General features: G+C 71.3%; 16 protein-coding genes and 1 pseudogene. 6 read left to right on the top strand and 11 right to left on the bottom strand.

What is annotated here, in order from left to right; translation table 11 throughout:
• Positions 1-47 precede the first annotated feature (47 nt).
• Both C1A17_RS10520 and C1A17_RS10525 read right to left on the bottom strand, forming a co-directional pair.
• Positions 48-1,145, bottom strand: coding sequence for an alcohol dehydrogenase (locus tag C1A17_RS10520; RefSeq protein WP_101652921.1), 1,098 nt, complete (start codon positions 1,143-1,145; stop codon positions 48-50).
• A gap of 180 nt (positions 1,146-1,325) precedes the next feature.
• The gene (locus C1A17_RS10525) at positions 1,326-2,060 is read right to left on the bottom strand and encodes an IclR family transcriptional regulator (protein ID WP_101652922.1); all 735 of its coding nucleotides are present in this window, start codon (positions 2,058-2,060) and stop codon (positions 1,326-1,328) included.
• Between the two features lie 142 nt (positions 2,061-2,202).
• Here C1A17_RS10525 and C1A17_RS10530 point away from each other — a divergent pair, with 142 nt between their 5' ends.
• Positions 2,203-3,846 carry a gamma-glutamyltransferase family protein gene (locus C1A17_RS10530; protein ID WP_219618277.1) on the top strand — a complete coding sequence of 548 codons (1,644 nt, stop codon included), beginning with the start codon at positions 2,203-2,205 and terminating at the stop codon, positions 3,844-3,846.
• Between the two features lie 11 nt (positions 3,847-3,857).
• Here the strand turns inward: C1A17_RS10530 and C1A17_RS14235 are convergent, their stop codons facing one another.
• Positions 3,858-4,565, bottom strand: a complete 708-nt coding sequence (locus C1A17_RS14235; protein ID WP_245873688.1) for a TetR/AcrR family transcriptional regulator — start codon at positions 4,563-4,565, stop codon at positions 3,858-3,860.
• Between the two features lie 67 nt (positions 4,566-4,632).
• On the opposite strand from C1A17_RS14235, the gene C1A17_RS10540 reads away from it, so the two are divergent.
• Entirely contained in the window at positions 4,633-5,064 is a 432-nt protein-coding gene (locus C1A17_RS10540) for an anthrone oxygenase family protein (protein ID WP_101652924.1), read from the top strand.
• A gap of 25 nt (positions 5,065-5,089) precedes the next feature.
• On the opposite strand, the gene C1A17_RS10545 is transcribed toward C1A17_RS10540, so the two are convergent.
• From C1A17_RS10545 to arsB, 3 genes are all read right to left on the bottom strand, one after another.
• Entirely contained in the window at positions 5,090-5,683 is a 594-nt protein-coding gene (locus C1A17_RS10545; RefSeq protein ID WP_101652925.1) for an arsenate reductase/protein-tyrosine-phosphatase family protein, read from the bottom strand.
• A 108-nt stretch (positions 5,684-5,791) separates the two neighbouring features.
• The gene (locus tag C1A17_RS10550) at positions 5,792-6,268 is read right to left on the bottom strand and encodes an arsenate reductase ArsC (protein ID WP_101652926.1); all 477 of its coding nucleotides are present in this window, start codon (positions 6,266-6,268) and stop codon (positions 5,792-5,794) included.
• Positions 6,265-7,386, bottom strand: coding sequence for an ACR3 family arsenite efflux transporter (arsB, locus tag C1A17_RS10555; protein WP_101652927.1), 1,122 nt, complete (start codon positions 7,384-7,386; stop codon positions 6,265-6,267). The genes C1A17_RS10550 and arsB overlap by 4 nt, the downstream gene beginning before the upstream one ends.
• An 80-nt stretch (positions 7,387-7,466) precedes the next feature.
• Here arsB and C1A17_RS10560 point away from each other — a divergent pair, with 80 nt between their 5' ends.
• Complete coding sequence (locus C1A17_RS10560) at positions 7,467-7,859, top strand: ArsR/SmtB family transcription factor (RefSeq protein ID WP_101652928.1); 393 nt, start codon at positions 7,467-7,469, stop codon at positions 7,857-7,859.
• A gap of 82 nt (positions 7,860-7,941) precedes the next feature.
• Here the strand turns inward: C1A17_RS10560 and C1A17_RS10565 are convergent, their stop codons facing one another.
• The 3 genes from C1A17_RS10565 to C1A17_RS10575 all read right to left on the bottom strand — a co-directional run bounded on the left by C1A17_RS10565 (position 7,942) and on the right by C1A17_RS10575 (position 11,458).
• On the bottom strand, positions 7,942-9,585 hold the full coding sequence (locus C1A17_RS10565) for a gamma-glutamyltransferase family protein (RefSeq protein ID WP_101652929.1): 1,644 nt from the start codon (positions 9,583-9,585) through the stop codon (positions 7,942-7,944).
• 33 nt (positions 9,586-9,618) lie between these two features.
• Entirely contained in the window at positions 9,619-10,611 is a 993-nt protein-coding gene (locus tag C1A17_RS10570; protein WP_245873692.1) for an arsenic resistance protein, read from the bottom strand.
• Between the two features lie 160 nt (positions 10,612-10,771).
• Positions 10,772-11,458: a cysteine peptidase family C39 domain-containing protein gene (locus tag C1A17_RS10575; RefSeq protein ID WP_101652931.1), complete on the bottom strand. Its 687-nt coding sequence runs from the start codon at positions 11,456-11,458 to the stop codon at positions 10,772-10,774.
• On the opposite strand from C1A17_RS10575, the gene C1A17_RS14240 reads away from it, so the two are divergent.
• Both C1A17_RS14240 and C1A17_RS10580 read left to right on the top strand, forming a co-directional pair.
• Entirely contained in the window at positions 11,457-11,699 is a 243-nt protein-coding gene (locus C1A17_RS14240) for a hypothetical protein (RefSeq protein ID WP_180953300.1), read from the top strand. The two genes, C1A17_RS10575 and C1A17_RS14240, sit on opposite strands and share 2 nt — an antisense overlap.
• Positions 11,700-11,881: 182 nt before the next feature.
• Positions 11,882-13,099: an FAD-dependent monooxygenase gene (locus C1A17_RS10580; RefSeq protein ID WP_101652932.1), complete on the top strand. Its 1,218-nt coding sequence runs from the start codon at positions 11,882-11,884 to the stop codon at positions 13,097-13,099.
• Between the two features lie 40 nt (positions 13,100-13,139).
• Here C1A17_RS10580 and C1A17_RS10585 read toward each other — a convergent pair whose 3' ends face one another.
• A complete protein-coding gene (locus C1A17_RS10585; protein ID WP_101652933.1) occupies positions 13,140-14,525 on the bottom strand; it encodes an aspartate aminotransferase family protein in 1,386 nt (461 codons plus the stop codon).
• Between the two features lie 28 nt (positions 14,526-14,553).
• Complete coding sequence (locus tag C1A17_RS10590; protein WP_101652934.1) at positions 14,554-16,047, bottom strand: CoA-acylating methylmalonate-semialdehyde dehydrogenase; 1,494 nt, start codon at positions 16,045-16,047, stop codon at positions 14,554-14,556.
• A 144-nt stretch (positions 16,048-16,191) separates the two neighbouring features.
• Between C1A17_RS10590 and C1A17_RS14600 the strand changes: the two are divergent.
• Positions 16,192-16,566 (top strand): annotated as a pseudogene (locus C1A17_RS14600) (PucR family transcriptional regulator ligand-binding domain-containing protein); the annotation flags it as partial.
• Positions 16,567-16,693: the final 127 nt, after the last annotated feature.

Genomic DNA, 16,693 nt, shown 5'->3' on the forward strand with positions numbered 1-16,693 from the left:
GGTGGTCGGCGCGGCGGGCTGCGCACCGGGTGGCGGGAATGCGCGGGTCAGGAGTCCTGGGGAACAGGGGATGCGGGTCTGCCCGGGGTGAGCACCATGCGGCCGCGCACGATGCCCCGGCGGAGTCCGTCGAAACCGGCGTTGACGCCGTCGGCGGAGAGCTCTCCGGGGATGAGGGGCACGGTGGGGAGCGTGCCGGCGCGGGCGAGCTCGACGACCTCGGCGAGTTCGGCGAGCGACCCGACGAAGCTGCCCTGGAGGCTGAGGATCTTGAGCGGCATCATCACCGTGGGCAGGCGGAACTCACCCCCGAACAGCCCGACCTGGACGAGCGTGCCGCCCTTGCCGAGCACCTCGAACGCGATCTCCACGGTGTCCCCGGTGTTGACGAAGTCGACGGCGGCCGGAGCCGGGCCCCCGCAGGCCTCGGAGACCCGCGCGGCGGCGTCCGGGCCGGAGGTGTCGACTGTGGCGGTCGCCCCCATGCCGGCGGCGATGTCGAGGCTGGCCGGGTTCGTGTCGGCGGCGACGATGTTCCGGTGCCCGAGGGCTTTGAGCATCGCGATTCCCATGAGGCCGACCCCGCCGGCGCCGATGACGACGACCGGATCGTCGGGGTCGGTGTAGACGGTCGCCTTGGACACCGCGGAGTACGCGGTGACGCCGGAGCAGGCGAGGGTCGCGGCCGCCTCGGGCCGCAGGTCGCCGATGTCGAGGAGGTACCGCGGGTCGGGGACGGTGATGTGCTCGGCGAAGCCCCCCGAGGCGTAGACGCCCAGAGCGCGGCTGTGCGGGCAGTAGTTCTCCTGGCCGGCGCGGCAGCGGGGGCACTCGCCGCAGCCGAGCCACGGGTACACGAGCCGGACGTCGCCCACGGCGATGCCGCCGGCCTCCGGGCCCACGGCGACGACCTCCCCGACGACCTCGTGGCCGAACACCGCGGGGTAGTCGATGCCGCGGCTCGTCATCTCGAGGAAGCCGCGGGAGCCGAGGTCGTATCCGCCCTCCTGGAGGTGGGTGTCGGTGTGGCACACGCCGGAGGCGATCACCCGCAGGAGCACCTCGTGCCCGGAGGGCTCCGGGGTCGGGACCTGCCGTCGGTCGGCCGGGCGGCCCGGTGCGTCCACCGCGAAGATCGTGCTCATGAGCTCCTCGTCGAGTTCCTGGGGCGGGTGTCGGTGCCCGGCCCTGCTGGTCTTCGATGGTATCGACCGGAGGGTCGCGGATGTGCCTGTCGTCACAGAAGGGGTTTCCGCAGGATGGAAGCCTGTTCTGCTGTGCGGAACGGAGGGCTTCAGGGGGCGGTCAGGGCGGGGACGGGCGGCCTAGTCGGTGATGCGTTCGGCGGTGCGGAGGACGTGCGCGACGACGGTCTCCTCGTCGAATCCCGCGTGGGCGGTGCCGATGAGGGTGAGTGCGTAGATCTCGCGCCCGGACTTCACCGGGGCGGCGAAGCCGACGAAGTCCTGCTTCCATGTCCCGTGGCTGCGGACCAGCCGCGGATCGATCGCCTCGAGGGTCCGGCGCAGCGCTGCGGGGTCGGTGCCGCGCTGCCGCATGTCGTTCTCCACTGCGGCGAGAGCCTGGCCGTCGACGGGTCCGCGGAGATTGGCGAGCAGGCACCAGCCGGTCGCGGTGCTCGACAGCGGCAGGCGCCCGCCCACGGCGAGCGGGACGGCATCGGTTCCGCGGGCCTGGGCGGTCGACACGAACGTCGCGTGCACACCGTCCGGCACGGCGAGCGCGGAGGTCAGGCCGGTGGCCTCGGTGAGGTCGGCGAGCTCGGCCTGGGTGCGGCCGATGAAGGGCATGTTCGCGAGCACCGAATAGCCGAGGCGGAGGTTCTTCGGGGTGAGCGCATAGGCGCCGGACAGCGGATCGGTGCGCAGATAGCCGAGCTCCATGAGGGTGCTGGCCAGGCGGGACACCGTGGAGGGGGCGAGGCCGGTGCTGCGCACCAGCTGGCTGTTCGTCATCGTGCCGGATTCGGCGCGGGAGAGCGCCTCGAGGAGCTTGAGTCCCCGCGCCAGCGCTTCGACCGGGCGCGAGGTGGGAGACATGGTCGAAGTCCTATCAATCGGGCGCCCGGGGCGAGCAGGGCGTCGGGCCGCGGGCGGCGGGTTCGAACGGGCCGGTGCGGCGGGCTCCGGCGCGTCCCGCCGCCCCCTCCCCACATCGCTCCGCCGCCGCTACCCTGAAACGATGAAGGCACCGTCGCCCCGCATCCCGCAGCACCGCTCCATGATCGTCACCCCGCAGCCGGAGGCCACCGACGCCGGCGCCGAGGTGCTTGCGGCCGGCGGCAACGCCGTCGACGCCGCGGTCGCCGCGGCTCTGGTCCAGGGTGTGGTCGACCCGCTCATGTGCGGGATCGGCGGCATGGCGATCATCCAGGTGGCCACTCCGGACGGCCGGGCGCACGTCCTCGACGGGCTCGGCACGAGCCCGCAGGGAGTCTCCGAGGACATGTGGGCCGGCCGGTACCTCGGCCTCACCACCGACGGCTTCGGCTACCGGGTGGCAGGCTTCGTCAACGAGGCGGGCGCCCAGGCGGTCCTCACACCCGGCGCGCGGCGCGCCTACGGCGAGCTCCACGCCCGGTTCGGGTCCCTGCCGTGGGCCGACCTGGTCGCCCCCGCCATCCGCTGTGCTCGCGACGGGTGGGTGGTCCGTCCGCACACCTCGACGATGTTCCACCAGGACGAGCGGAAGTACGGGCGGATGAACATCGGCGAGAAGCTCGGGCTCACCGCCGACGGCCGTCGGATCTACCTCGGTCCCGACGGCGCCTACCCCATGATCGGCGACACGATCCGCAATCCGGAGCTCGCCGACACCCTCATCCACATCAGCGGCCGGGGAGCCGAGGACCTCTACCGGGGCGAGCTCGCCTCCGCGGTGGCCGCCTCGATCGAGAGCGACGGCGGGTTCCTCCGCACGGCCGATCTCGCCGGATACGTCGTGCGGTCGCTCGACCCGCTCACCCACGACTACCGCGGTCTGCGGGTCTCCGTGCCGCCGGCACCGGCCGGCGGGGTGCAGATGCTCGAGACCCTCGGCATCCTCGACCGCTTCGACGTCGGCGCGCTCGATCACAACGGGCCCGAGCACATCCGGATCCTCGTCGAGGCGATGAAGCGCGCGCTGCTCGACAAGGAGAGGCTGTGGGCCGACCCGGATACGGGGCCCGACGACCATTCCCGCCTCCTGGCCGAGGAGTCCCTCGCCGCCGCGGCCGATCACATCCGCGCAGGTGAGCGGCTTGATCTCGAGGCGCTCAGACCGCCCGTCGAGGCAAGCGATCCCCGCGACACCACGCACCTCGGGGTGGTCGACGCCGCCGGCCTGACCGTGACGATGACCCACTCGCTCGGCAACCCCTCGGGATACATCCCGTCGGGCACCGGGTTCATGCTCAACGGCGGGATGAGCATCTTCGATCCGCGGCCCGGCCGCTCGAACTCGATCGTGCCGGGGAGTCGCCGCCCGACGACGATGTGCCCGACCATCGTGTTCGACGGCACCGAGCCGGTCATCGCCATCGGTGCTCCCGGTGCCTCCTGGATCACCCCGGCAGTGGCACAGGGGATCTCGAACATCCTCGACTTCGGGATGACTGCGCAGGAGGCGGCGATGGCTCCGCGGATCGTCGCGACGTCGAATGCCATCGACATTTCCAACCGGATCCCGCGCCGCGTGCAGTCGGCGCTCGAGGCGCGGGGGTACGACGTGCGGCGCTCACCGCTGAGCCACGCCTTCGCCGCCGTGCACGCGATCACCCGGTTCGATGGGGTGCTCGCCGGCGGGGCGGACCCGCAGCGGGACGGCTGCGCCGCCGGGGTGTGACCAGCCCGGCGTCAGTGCCGCGGACCGAGGAATCCCCGGAGCGCCGTGGCAAGGGTGGCTTCGAAGCATGCCGCGTGGGAACTCGACGGCAGCCGGCTGAGCGCACCGACGCTGCAGAGGACTGCAGCGCCGTGGATCGGGGCCCACAGTGCGACGAGGTCCGGATCGACGGTGTCCGGATCAGCGTGATCGTCGTCGACCGTGTCCGGGCGCATCTCGCTGTGGATCGTCGCGCCGTCGCACCTTCCCTGCGGCGCGACGGCGCTCGCATCGGCGCGGGCGGCCGTGACGAGCGCACGGAGCAGTGTCAGCGGGTCCTCGTGGCTCGTGCTCACCGTGGCGCTGCCCAGCGGCACCGCATCGATGAGGCACGCGAAGTGGTCGCGGTGGTGCACCGCGAAATCGAAGTACGCGTGCCCGGCCGCCGCGAGCCGCTCGCGCGCGCTCGCAGCGTCGGGCAGGCGATCGACAGCAGAACCGATGCTCCGGGCGAGCAGATCGAGAACCTCGTTGCGCACCTCCGCAAGGAGCTCCTTCTGGTTCGCGAAATGGCGGTACGCCGCTGAGGCGGACACTCCCGCCCGGCGAGCGGCCTCACGGAGGACCACCGCGTCCGGCCCCCCGTCCGCGGCGAGCTCCACGCCGATCCCGATGAGCGTCCTCCGCAGATCGCCATGCCGATAGGTGGCCCGCGACGTCGAGTAGTTAACGGTGTTCACATCCGAAGTGTAACATGCGTAAAGTGAACGATGTTCACATAACACTCTCCTGAAAGGTCGCGCCCGCATGGATGTCCTCATTGCGGCACTGCTCCTCGCCTCCGGATTCGTCGGATGCGCGGAGTTCGCCTCCGTCGTCCTCGTCCACCCCGTTATCCGCCGACTTCCCGAAGACGGGCAGTTCATCATGGAGAAGGGCTTGCTGACGACCTTCGGCCGGGTCATGCCCATCGGAATGACCGCCGTTCCGATCCTCGCCGGTGTCGCCGCTGCGCGAGATTCTTCGACCTGGTTCATCGTTGCCGCAATCACCTTCACGGTGGCGCTCGTCGTCACCATCGCCGGCAATGTCCCCATCAACGAACGTACCCGCAGGATGGTCGAGGCCCCCGAGTCCTTCATCCACATGCGTCGCCGGTGGGATCTGTTCCAGGCCGTCCGCGGGACGCTGCAACTCGCGGGATTCGTGCTCGTGGTGCTCGGCGCGACCACAGCGTGACGCGCTCGGAGCGCTGGTGCGGAGCTCAGCCCGGCCCGCCGCTGATCTCCGACCACAGTCGCTCCACCCGCTCGTCGATCTCGTCGGTGATCGCGCGGACGCCGCGCAGGTCCTCCGTACTCGGGTCGGCGAGCTCCCAGTCGAGGTAGTGCTTGCCCGGGTAGATCGGACAGGCATCGCCGCAGCCCATGGTGATGACGTAGTCCGCGGCACGCACCACGTCGTCGGTGAGGGGCTTGGGGAACGCACCGGACACGTCGACGCCGCGCTCGCCGAGCACCTCGACGACGAGCGGGTGCACCTCGGAGCCGGGCAGCGACCCGGCCGAACGCACCTCGACCCCGGCGCCGGCGCGATGGGCGAGGAGCGCTGAGGCGATCTGCGAGCGGCCCACGTTGTGCACGCAGACGAAGAGCACCTGGGGAACATCAGTGGTGATGGTGCCCTGCGACAGGGCGAGGGCGCGCAGGCGGTCGTCGGCGAAACGGCCGGCGAGTGAGGCGAGGTGGGTGCGGATCTTCGCCGTGCGCGACAGCGTCGTGTAGGACTCGAAGACGCAGCGCTCGATGGTCTCCGCGGAGAACTTCCCCGCATATTCGGCGGTGAGCTCCACGGCGATGCGACCGAGGACAGCGGTATCGAGCGGTGTGGCGTCGGTGCTCGCGCCGGCCGCTGCACCCGCGGCCGGAGTTCGGGTCGATGGGTTCGGTGGTCAAGGTCATCCCTCTCATCGAGAGCTGCGGTCCGGCGGGTCCGTCGGACCGGTGATCGTCGAGGACTGCACAGGTGCCTGCCCGTCGAGGAGCCCGGCGACGAGCGCCTCGACCCGGGAGCGGATCTCGTCGCGGATCCGGCGCACCGCGTTGATGCCCTGGCCGGCGGGGTCCTCGAGCGACCAGTCCTCGTAGCGCTTGCCGGGGAAGATCGGGCAGGCATCCCCGCAGCCCATGGTGATGACGACGTCGGAGGCCTGCACGGCATCCGGGGTGAGCACGGTGGGAGCGGAGGCGGTGATGTCGATGCCCTCCTCGGCCATCGCCTCGACGGCGACCGGATTGAGCCGGTCTGCCGGCTCGGAGCCGGCGGAGCGCACCTCGATCCGCCCCGCTCCGAGCGATTCGAGGTAGCCCGCCGCCATCTGCGAGCGGCCGGCGTTGTGGACGCAGACGAACAGGACGCTGGGGCGCGATGCTGCGGTGGTCATCGGGACTCCTCCGAGGTGAGCGGACGGCCGGGATAGGTGGGGTCGTTCGGGAACAGCCTCCGGCCGGCCCAGAGCGAGACGTAGACGAGGGCGACGAGCACGGGGACCTCGATGAGCGGGCCGACGACCCCGGCGAGGGCCTGCCCCGAGGTGACTCCGAAGGTGCCGATCGCCACCGCGATGGCGAGCTCGAAGTTGTTGCCCGAGGCGGTGAAGGCGACGGTCGTCGACCGCGCGTAGTCCAGGCCCACGGCCTTCGCCGCGAGCAGTGCGACCCCGAACATCACGACGAAGTAGACGAGGAGCGGCAGTGCGATGCGAGCGACATCCCACGGGCGCGAGGTGATCGCCTCCCCCTGGAGGGCGAACAGCAGCACGATGGTGAAGAGGAGGCCGTAGAGGGCCCACGGCCCGAGCTTCGGCAGGAAGCGCTCCTCGTACCACTCGCGTCCTCGGGCCCGTTCGCCGACGACTCGGGTGAGGAACCCCGCGACGAGCGGGATGCCGAGGAACACGAGGACCGAGACGACGATCGCCCAGAACGAGAACTCCGCCGAGGTCGTCGGCAGGCCCAGCCACGACGGCAGGAGCTGCAGATAGAACCAGCCGAGCGCCCCGAACGCGATGACCTGGAAGACCGAGTTGATCGCGACGAGCACCGCTGCGGCCTCCCGATCCCCGCAGGCCAGATCGTTCCAGATGAGGACCATGGCGATGCAGCGGGCGAGGCCGACGATGATGAGCCCGGTGCGGTACTCGGGGAGGTCGGCGAGGAAGATCCACGCGAGGACGAACATCAGCGCCGGGCCGACGACCCAGTTGAGCACGAGGGAGAGGACGAGGAGCGTGCGGTCGCCGGTGACGCGGTGGGTCTCGTCGTAGCGGACCTTGGCGAGCACGGGGTACATCATGACGAGCAGTCCGAGCGCGATCGGGACCGAGACCTGCCCGATCTTCACCGCGTCGAGCGCAGCGCCGAGTCCCGGGGCGAACCGGCCGAGCAGCAGTCCGGCGACCATCGCGAGGAGGATCCATGCCGGCAGCCAGCGATCGAGGAACGACATCTCGCCGGCCACCGTCGCGGAATCCGACCGGGGCCGGGTGTGGGTCGCGCTCATCGGGACGTTCTCCTCATATCGATGGCTGTCGATGAGAGAGTACTCCGGCGGATCGACAGGCGTCAATGTATGATATCGGCATGACTGCAGCGACCGCCCATGCCACGGGTCCCCGGTCCGCGGATCCGAGCGGACCGGCACGCTCCTCCCGGTCGGAGAGCACCCCCTGCTGCTCGCTCTCGGACTCGCCGCTCGATGCCCAGCACGCCGAGCACATGGCGGTGAAGCTCAAGGCGCTCGCGGATCCGACGCGGCTGCGCCTGCTCTCCCGGATCGCCGCGCAGGGCTGCGATGCGGTGTGCGCGTGCGATCTCCTCGACGAGCTCGGCATCAGCCAGCCCACGGTGAGCCACCACCTCAAGAAGCTCGTCGACGCCGGCCTGCTCACCCGGGAACAGCGCGGTCGCTGGGCGCACTACACCGTCGTCCGCGAGGCCTTCGCCGATCTCAGCGGATTTCTCGACCTGGGCTGAGGTTCGCGACGCGGCGCCGCGGACCGTGTGCGGCGCCGCGCACCGCCGGCGGGTACAGAGCGCTCGGCGAGCGCTGACCTGCTCACACGCCCGAGGCGTACCCGTCGCGCTGCGGGTCGGCGCCGCCGGCCAGCGTCCCCTCGAACCGGGTGAGTGCATGCACGCCGGCGAAGGCGTAGGACAGCGCTGAGCGCCGCACCTCGTAGCCCATGTCCTCCACCGCGGTCTGCACGCGCCGCGGGATCCGGTTGGAGATGTCGATCGCGTTCGAGGTGGCGACCACGCGCGGTGCCATGACCGCCTCCTGCGCGTTCATCCCGAAGTCGAGGATGTTCGAGATCCCCTGGGCCACCGCCGGGGTGATCCACGAAGCGCCCGGTGCGCCGATCGCCACCACCGGCTCATCGCCGGACATGACGACGACCGGGGCCATCGTCGTGTTGCGGCGCTTGCCCGGCTGGATCGAGTTCACGTGGCCCGGCCGCGGATCGAAGGTGCTCATGCCGCCGTTGAGCACGAAACCGGTGCCCGCCGGGATGTAGCCCGACGGGTTGCCGAGCGTGTGGGTGAGGGAGATCGTCAGCCCCGACTCGTCGGCCGCGCAGAGGTGCGTGGTGTGCCGGGATTCGTGGGATGAGACCTGCGGCCGGGCGGCGTCGACGTCGGCCTTCTCCCCGGAGCGCACGGCCCGGGCCGCCGCGTCGAGGGAGTCGGCGGTGAGGAGGGCCGCGAAGTCCTCCGGTGAGGCATCGGCCTCGTTCCACAGCCGCTCCTTGTCCCGCAGCGAGGTCTTCATCGCCTCGGCGAGGATCCGGATGTGCTCGGGGCTGTTGTGCTCGAGTGCGGAGAGGTCGAACCGGTCCATGATGCCCAGCGTCTGGAGCAGCTGGACCCCGCCGGCCGGTGCCGGGGCGGCGGAGACGGTGAGGCCCCGGTAGCTCGCGGAGAGCGGTGCGGGCTCGTGGAGCTCGTAGTCGGCGAGGTCCGCGGCGGTGAGGAATCCGCCGTCGGCGGCCACCGAATCGGCGACCGCCGTGGCGAGCTCACCGGTGTACAGCGCCTCCGCGCCGTGATCGCGGAGGTGGATGAGGGTGTCGGCGAGCTCCGGGTTGATGATCGTGTCGCCGACGCTCGGGAAGCTGCCGCCCTCGCCCAGATAGATGCGGCGGCCATCAGGCGTGATCGCGAGCTTCTCGCCCATGTTCATCCGCCCGTAGCGGCGCTCGTTCTGGGTGAGCACGGTGTACGTGTGGGGGCGGACGAGCCATCCCTCGCGGGCCAGCCGGATCGCCGCGGCGAAGAGATCGGCCCACAGCAGCGAGCCGAACCGTGCGTGGAGGCGGCCGAAGGCGCGCAGGGTGCCCGGCGTCATCACCGATTGGGCGCCGGTCTCGTTGACGAAGCCCGCCACCCGGTAGCCGAAGCCGTCCGTGGTGGGACCCAGCAGGTCGGCCTCCCACATGTCCGGGCGCACCCCGGCCGGGCTCGTGCCGAGGCCGTCGATGATGTGGCGGGTGCCGTCCGGGGTGACGATCTGCATGTCGGCCATCCCGCCGATCCCGCACATGAGCGGGTCGACGACGCCCTGGACCATGGCCGCGGCGATCGCGGCGTCCACGGCGTTGCCGCCCGCGGCGAGCACCTCGACCCCGGCGTCGGTAGCCTCGGGCTGCGGGGTGGTGATCATCGAGCGGAAGCGGCGGGCGCGAGGTGTGGGGGTCAGCATGGGATCCACGCTAGCGGAGGAGAGCCGACCTGCTCAGTGGGGTCCGGTCGCCCTGATCCCACCCGGGCGGTGCGGCACGAGCACCGGCACCAGTCGGACCAGGAGCACCATGCCGAGGAGCTCGACGAGCGTCTGCGCGACGACCGCGAGCGGAGCGAGGGCGAGTTCCGCGGGCATGGCGAGGGCGAGCGGCAGGACGACGAGCGAGTTCCGGGTGGCGGTCGAGAAGACCACGGCGCGCGCACCGGGCACGTCGAGGCGGGCGCTGCGCGCGGCGAGCAGCCCAACCCCCACTGCGAGGACGAGGAAGACCGCATAGAGGGGAACGACACGGAGCACCGCGGTGATCTGCCCGCCGACCGCCGCGATCTGCGAGCCGATGACGACGACGAGGGTCACCATCATCAGCGGCACCATGAGCGCCCCCGAGGCGTCGGTCGCCACCCGAGCCGCCCGGTGCCGCCGCGCCAGGGCCTGCACGGCGGCTGCCGCCCCGAGGGGCAGGACGATGAGGACGAGGAATGCCCGGCCGAACGGAGCGAGGTCGATCGCGGACGCCGCGGTGCCGCCGGTGAATGCGAGGAGATAGGCCGGAAGGAGGAGCATCTGCACGAGCATGAGCAGCGGGGCCGCGGCGAGGAGCCGGTCGCGCGCGCCTCCCGCGAGACCGGTGAACACGATGACGTAGTCGATGCACGGGGTGAGGAGGACGAGGAGGACGCCCGCCTCGAGTCCGGGGTCGTCGGTGACGACGCGGGAGAGCGCGAAGGCGATGATCGGGACGACGAGGAAGTTCGCCACGAGGACCGTGAGGAGGAAGCGGACATCGCGCAGCGCCCGGCCGACGGTGATGAGCGGGATGCCCACGAAGGTGGCGAAGAGGAGCAGGAAGAGCGCGGGCTCGATCGCGTGGGCGAGTGCGGGCGCCTGCGCCGGCAGACCGAGGCCGATCCCGGCCCCGACGGCGATCGCCACGAGATAGAGGGTGACCTGGTGGCAATCCCACCACTCCACAATTCTCTCCACGGGACCATCGTCCCAGACGACGCGCGGTGCACCGCAGACGCCGGGCGAGCACCGGCGGGCCCCGCGGGCGGGAGCACCCAGCACGACACCGCCGCAGTCGGCGATGACTGCGGCGGTGCCGGTCGTGTGCTCCGAGAGGTGCTGGGAACGGCCGCGGTGCTCAGCCGACGACGGTCTGGTGCTGCTCGGCCGGGGACAGGCTGCCCTGGAAGGTCTCGAGCTGGCCGGCGGTGGCCCGCGCATCGACTCCGGTGTTCGGGTCGAGGATGCGGAATGTGCCGTCGGCGGAGTCGTAGTCGGTGATGACCACGGCGTGGACGATGTGCGGGTTGACGCCCTGGGCGGCCCGGTAGTCGTAGACGTAGGGGAGCGCGTCCATGTAGCCGGTGATGATCGCGGACTTGCCGTCGCGCACCTCGTCGAGGGCGCCGGTAAAGTCGGTGTCGGCATTCGCCGGAACGCCCTGCGCGTCGAGGATGCTGACCATGTGGGCTTCCACGGTCGGTCCCGAGGCGAGTCCGGTCTGTCCGCGGGCGGTCTCGATCGCAGCGCGCGGCCCCTGGTCGTAGCCCTGCGGTTGGTATCCCTCGGCGAGCATCGCGATGACCGCGGAGGTGGGGCCGCAGTCAGCGTCCTGGGTGGGCTGGCCCTGGAACTGGTCGATCGCCACGTAGGACGGACTCTGCGTGCCGGAGGCCTCTGCGGCGGCGACGGGTGCGGTGCCGAGACCGATCGCGTCGGCCCCGAACCCGAATCCGGTGACCGCGACGGCGCCGGCGGCTCCGAGGACGCCGATCCGCTGGAGGAGGGGGCGGGTGGAGGAGTGTGCAGTCTGTACTGTGCGCATGAGTCTCGAACCTTTCGTATGGATTCCGTTTCGCAACGGGCCGCGAGCAGTGATCGCGACCACGTCCACAACGCTGTCACCGGCGGGTTCGTCCGACAAGCGGGCCTGCCATGCCGTCGGTGAACGCCGGGTGGACGACATTCCCGAAATCGGTGCGTTGACGCTTCAACGATCGGGGCCGAGGCGCTCGCGCCTGCGCGTCGCCGCCCACAGGCTTCAATCAGTGTGCGACTCGATTTGAATACCTCTGTACTCGCTGGGAATAAGCGTGCCCGGGTTCCGGGCGGGGGAGGCCGGGGTCCATGACCCGGGGACCCACCGCGACCTGATCGTCCCCTACCGCCGAGGTGCGAGTCGGGTCAGACTGGCAGGAGCATCGCCGGTCGCAGTCGACGGCCGGTATTGAGGGAGCAGGAGGCGCACATGCGGATCGGGATCGTGGGAGCAGGGATCGGTGGGCTGTGCGCGGCGATCGGGCTGCAGCGTGCGGGAGCGCAGGTGACGGTGTTCGAGCAGGCCCCGGTGCTCCGCGCCGGCGGGTCGGGTCTGTCCGTGTTCGCCAATGGACTCCGCGCCCTCGACGTCATCGGTGCCGGGGACGCTTTCCGGCAGGCCACCTCGGCCGAGGTGCGGGAGCTGCGCGGAGGGCATCGCCGGCCCGACGGCGCCTGGCTCGCGCGCATCCCCATCGAGGCCGTCGCGGAGCTCCGGGTCATCGACCGGGCGGTGCTCCACGATCTCCTCCTCGACCACATCGCCCCCGGCACGGTGCGCTCGGGATGCCGCATTGTCCGGGCGGATCTCGACGGGACCGTGGTTGTGGACCCGGGCAGGGAGCCCGAGGCAGACCGTGCTCCGGCCCCCGGACAGGACGCCGAGGCCGGGCCGTCCGGGACATCGGACGACTCCTTCGACCTCGTCGTCGCCGCCGACGGGCTGCGGAGTACGGTCCGGCGCTCCTGGCCGGGCGACCCCGGCATCCGGTACGCCGGCTACTCCGCGTGGCGGGGCATCACCGACCGGCCGGTGGACCTGTACGGCGAGGCCGGGGAGACCTGGGGCATCAGGCAGCGCTTCGGCCTGGCACCCCTGTCCGACGGGCGCGTGTACTGGTTCGCGGTGGCGACGATGGCACAGGACGTGCGGATCGAGGACGAGATGGCGGCAGTCCGCGCGACGTTCGGGCACTGGCACGCACCCATCCCCGCGCTGCTCGAGGCGACGCCCGCGGACCGCGTCCACCGGTTGCCGATCAACGAGCTCGCCGGTCCGCTCCCGTCCTACGTCCGCGGCCGGACGGTGCTGCTCGGCGACGCCGCGCACGCCATGACACCGAACCTGGGACAGGGCGGTGGGCAGGCGATGGAGGACGCCGCCGTGCTCACGCTGCTGCTGCGGCCGTTCGCGCAGCACGCCTCCCCCGATCCCGCGGCGCTCGCGGAGGCGATCTCCCGGTACGACGCGCTCCGGCTGCCGCGCTCGCAGGCGATCGCGCGGGCCTCGCGCCTCGTGGGCGCTATGGGCCATGTGCGCGGCAGGTTCGTGAGCAGCGCCCGGGATCTGGTGCTCCGTCTCACTCCGGAACGGGCGCTCGTCCGACAGATCCGGCAGGTGCAGCTGTGGGAACCGCCGACGGGGTGAGGCGGATCGTCGCCCCACCCCGCCGGATCAGCTCTGTCCCTCACCCCACGTGCGCGTCGGCGAGGGAGAGCGCCTCGTCGAGCACGTCGAGGCCTCGGATGATGTCCTCGTCACGGGTGTTGAGCGGCGGCACGATGTGGATCCGGTTGAAGTTCGCGAACGGCAGGACCCCGCCGTCGACGAGCGCCTTCGTCAGCTCCGCCATCGCCGGTGAGCTGCCGCCGTAGGGCGCCAGCGGCTCCCGGGTCGTGCGGTCCTTGACGAGCTCGACCGCCCAGAAGCAGCCGAGTCCCCGCACGTCGCCCACGGACGGGTGGCGCTCGGCGATCTCGCGCAGGCGCGGTCCGATGACCTCGTCACCCAGCCGGGCGGCGTTCTCGATCATTCCCTCCTCACGCATGGCGGTGATCGTCGCGACCGCGGCCGCGCAGGCGAGGGGATGGCCGGAGTAGGTGAGGCCGCCCGGATAGGTGCGATCGACGAAGGTCTCGTAGATCGGCCGGGAGATCGCCACTCCGCCGAGCGGCACGTAACCCGAATTCACCCCCTTGGCGAAGGTGATGAGGTCCGGTGCGACGTCCCAGTGGTCGACGGCGAACCAGGCGCCGGTCCGTCCGAAGCCGGCCATGACCTCATCGGCGATGTAGACGATCCCGTACTTCCGCGTGAGCTCGCGCACGCCGACGAGGTACCCGGGCGGGGGAGCGTAGATCCCCGCGGTGCCCGGCACCGTCTCGAGCACGAGCGCCGCGATCCGGTCCGGCCCCTCGAGGACGATGAGGTCCTCGAGGTGGCGCAGCGCCCGCTCGGTCTCCTGCTCCTCGGTCTCCGAGCCGAAGTAGCTCCGGTACGGGTACGCGGGCATGAAGTGGACGACGCCCTCAGCGAAGTAGTCGTTGGGGAAGCGCCGCGGGTCCCCGGTGACGTTGACCGCGAGCTGGGTCCCGCCGTGGTAGCTGCGGTACGCCGAGAGCACCTTCTGGCGGCCGGTGTGGAGCCGGGCCATGCGGATCGCGTGCTCGTTCGCATCCGCGCCGCCGTTGGTGAAGAACACGTGGTCGAGGCCGTCGGGGGTAAGCTCGGTGATGAGGCGGGCGGCCTCGGACCGGGCGTCGTTGACGTGCTGCGGGGCGATCGTGCAGAGCTTCCCCGCCTGCTCCTGGATCGCCGCGACGACCGCCGGGTGCTGGTGCCCGATGTTCGTGTTGACGAGCTGGGAGGAGAAGTCGAGCAGCTCGCGTCCCTCGCCGTCCCACACCCGCGAGCCCTCGGCGCGGAGGACGGTCATGGGGGAGAACGGCCCCTGGGCCTGCCAGGAGTGGAACACGTGCGCCCGGTCGAGCTCGTGGGCGCGGCGGCCGGCTGCGATGTCGGCCTCGGTGATGGGGCTGTCGGTCCGGGTGACCGATTCGACCGTCGTGGTCATGAGAAGTCCTTCCGGGGTCGGGTGCCGGTCAGGCGTTGGTCGGGAAGCCGAGGTTGATGCCGCCGTGGCTCGGGTCGAGCCAGCGCTTGGTGACGACCTTCCCGCGGGTGAAGAAGTGGACGCCCTCGGTGCCGTGGGCGTGGGTGTCGCCGAACAGCGAGTTCTTCCAGCCGCCGAACGAGTAGTAGGCCATCGGCACCGGGATCGGCACGTTGACGCCGATCATGCCGACCTGGACCTCGTTCTCGAACCGGCGGGCGGCCCCGCCGTCGTTGGTGAAGATCGCGGTGCCGTTGCCGTAGGGGTTGGCGTTGATGAGCTCGATGCCCTCGTCGTAGCCGGCGACGCGCACGACGGAGAGCACCGGACCGAAGATCTCGTCGGTGTAGATCGACATCTCCGGGGTGACGTCGTCGAACAGCGTCGGGGCGACGAAGAATCCCTCGCCGTCGGCGTCGACCTCGGGCTTCCGTCCGTCGACGACGAGGCGCGCTCCCGCTTCGACCCCGGCATCGATGTAGCCGGCGACCTTGTCGCGGTGGGCGGCGGTGATGAGCGGGCCCATGTCCGTGCCGCGGGTGCCGTCGCCGGTCCGCAGCGTGCGCGTGCGCTCCGCGATCTTCCCGACGAGCGCATCGGCGATCGACTCGACCGCGACGACGGCGGAGATCGCCATGCAGCGCTCACCGGCCGCGCCGTATCCCGCGTTCACCGCGGCGTCGGCGGCGAGGTCGAGATCCGCGTCGGGGAGGACGAGCATGTGGTTCTTCGCGCCGCCGAGGGCCTGCACCCGCTTGCCGGAGGCGGTGGCCGTCTCGTACACGTAGCGGGCGATCGGGGTGGAGCCGACGAACGACACCGAGGCGACCCGCTCGTCGGTGAGGAGCGTGTCGACGGCCTCCTTGTCGCCGTGGACCACGGTGAAGACGCCGTCGGGCAGACCGGCCTCCTTCCACAGCGCGGCGATCCAGTTGGCGGCCGACGGGTCCTTCTCCGAGGGCTTGAGCACGACGGTGTTGCCGGCGGCGATCGCGATGGGGAAGAACCACATCGGCACCATCGCCGGGAAGTTGAAGGGCGAGATGATCGCGGACACCCCGACGGGCTGGCGCAGCGAGTGCACGTCGACCCCGGAGGAGGCGTTCTCGGTGTGGCCGCCCTTGAGGAGGTGCGGCATGCCGCACGCGAACTCGACGACCTCCTGGCCGCGGCTGATCTCGCCGAGCGCGTCGGCGAGCACCTTGCCCTGCTCGGCGGTGATGATCGCGGCGAGCTCCTCCTTGCGCGCATTGAGCAGCTCGCGGAACGCGAAGAGCACGGAGACCCGCTTCGACAGCGAGGTGTCTCGCCAGGCGGGGAACGCCGCGGCCGCCGAGGCGATCGCCGCCTCGGTCTCGGACCGCGAGGCGAGGACGACCTCGCCGGTGCGCTCGCCGGTGGCGGGGTTGTGGAGATCGGCGCGGCGGGCGTCGTCGGCGATCGGCGCGGGGGCGCCGTCGATCCAGTGGGTGAGCGTCGTCATCGTGCGCGCCCTTTCGGGGTCGGGATCAGGCCTGCGGCCGTCGGTGACGGCCCTCACACTCAGGCTGTCCCGCGGCGCTCCGGGCGTCAACGAGCACAGTGTCAGATGAAGCGTGCGGTACATGACACTCTGTACAGTCACCCTATGAGCGAATTCTGCGCCGACACCAGCACCTCCGCCGCCTCCCCGCTCACCGTGGCGCGCCTGCTCGAGCTGCCGGACCTCGCCGCCGGTGCGCCCGAGGTGCTCAGCGGCACCGACCGCCTCGATGCCCCGGTGCGATGGGTGCACATCGTCGACACCGAGAACACCGGAGCGCTGCTCGAGGGCGGGGAGCTCGTCCTCACCACCGGATCGGTCTTCCGGCACTCCCACGACCAGGCGCGCAGCTTCTTCGACGACCTCGAGAGGGCCGGGGTCGCCGGGGTCATCGTCGAGCTCGTCGGCTCCGACGGCGCGTTCGACGCCGAGGCGCGCCGCCGCGTCGGCTCCGCAGCGGTCGGCCGCACGCTGCCGGTCGTCGTGCTCCACCGGCGCGCCCGCTTCGTGCGCGTCACCCAGGCCGCACACCGCCTCCTCATCGGTGAGCAGATCGCGCGGCTCGAGAGCGCGCGCCTGGTCCACGAGGTGTTCACCGGGCTGAGCC

Origin of the sequence: Brevibacterium ihuae (assembly GCF_900184225.1) — a bacterium.
GTDB lineage: Bacteria > Actinomycetota > Actinomycetes > Actinomycetales > Brevibacteriaceae > Brevibacterium > Brevibacterium ihuae.

Bases quoted from the DNA above. Each gene is read 5' to 3' on its own strand.
- C1A17_RS10520 (WP_101652921.1), bottom strand. From the start codon at position 1,145: ATGAGCACGATCTTCGCGGTGGACGCACCGGGCCGCCCGGCCGACCGA.
- C1A17_RS10525 (WP_101652922.1), bottom strand. From the start codon at position 2,060: ATGTCTCCCACCTCGCGCCCGGTCGAAGCGCTGGCGCGGGGACTCAAG.
- C1A17_RS10530 (WP_219618277.1), top strand. From the start codon at position 2,203: ATGAAGGCACCGTCGCCCCGCATCCCGCAGCACCGCTCCATGATCGTC.
- C1A17_RS10540 (WP_101652924.1), top strand. From the start codon at position 4,633: ATGGATGTCCTCATTGCGGCACTGCTCCTCGCCTCCGGATTCGTCGGA.
- C1A17_RS10550 (WP_101652926.1), bottom strand. From the start codon at position 6,268: ATGACCACCGCAGCATCGCGCCCCAGCGTCCTGTTCGTCTGCGTCCAC.
- arsB (WP_101652927.1), bottom strand. From the start codon at position 7,386: ATGAGCGCGACCCACACCCGGCCCCGGTCGGATTCCGCGACGGTGGCC.
- C1A17_RS10560 (WP_101652928.1), top strand. From the start codon at position 7,467: ATGACTGCAGCGACCGCCCATGCCACGGGTCCCCGGTCCGCGGATCCG.
- C1A17_RS10565 (WP_101652929.1), bottom strand. From the start codon at position 9,585: ATGCTGACCCCCACACCTCGCGCCCGCCGCTTCCGCTCGATGATCACC.
- C1A17_RS14240 (WP_180953300.1), top strand. From the start codon at position 11,457: ATGAGTCTCGAACCTTTCGTATGGATTCCGTTTCGCAACGGGCCGCGA.
- C1A17_RS10575 (WP_101652931.1), bottom strand. From the start codon at position 11,458: ATGCGCACAGTACAGACTGCACACTCCTCCACCCGCCCCCTCCTCCAG.
- C1A17_RS10580 (WP_101652932.1), top strand. From the start codon at position 11,882: ATGCGGATCGGGATCGTGGGAGCAGGGATCGGTGGGCTGTGCGCGGCG.
- C1A17_RS10585 (WP_101652933.1), bottom strand. From the start codon at position 14,525: ATGACCACGACGGTCGAATCGGTCACCCGGACCGACAGCCCCATCACC.
- C1A17_RS10590 (WP_101652934.1), bottom strand. From the start codon at position 16,047: ATGACGACGCTCACCCACTGGATCGACGGCGCCCCCGCGCCGATCGCC.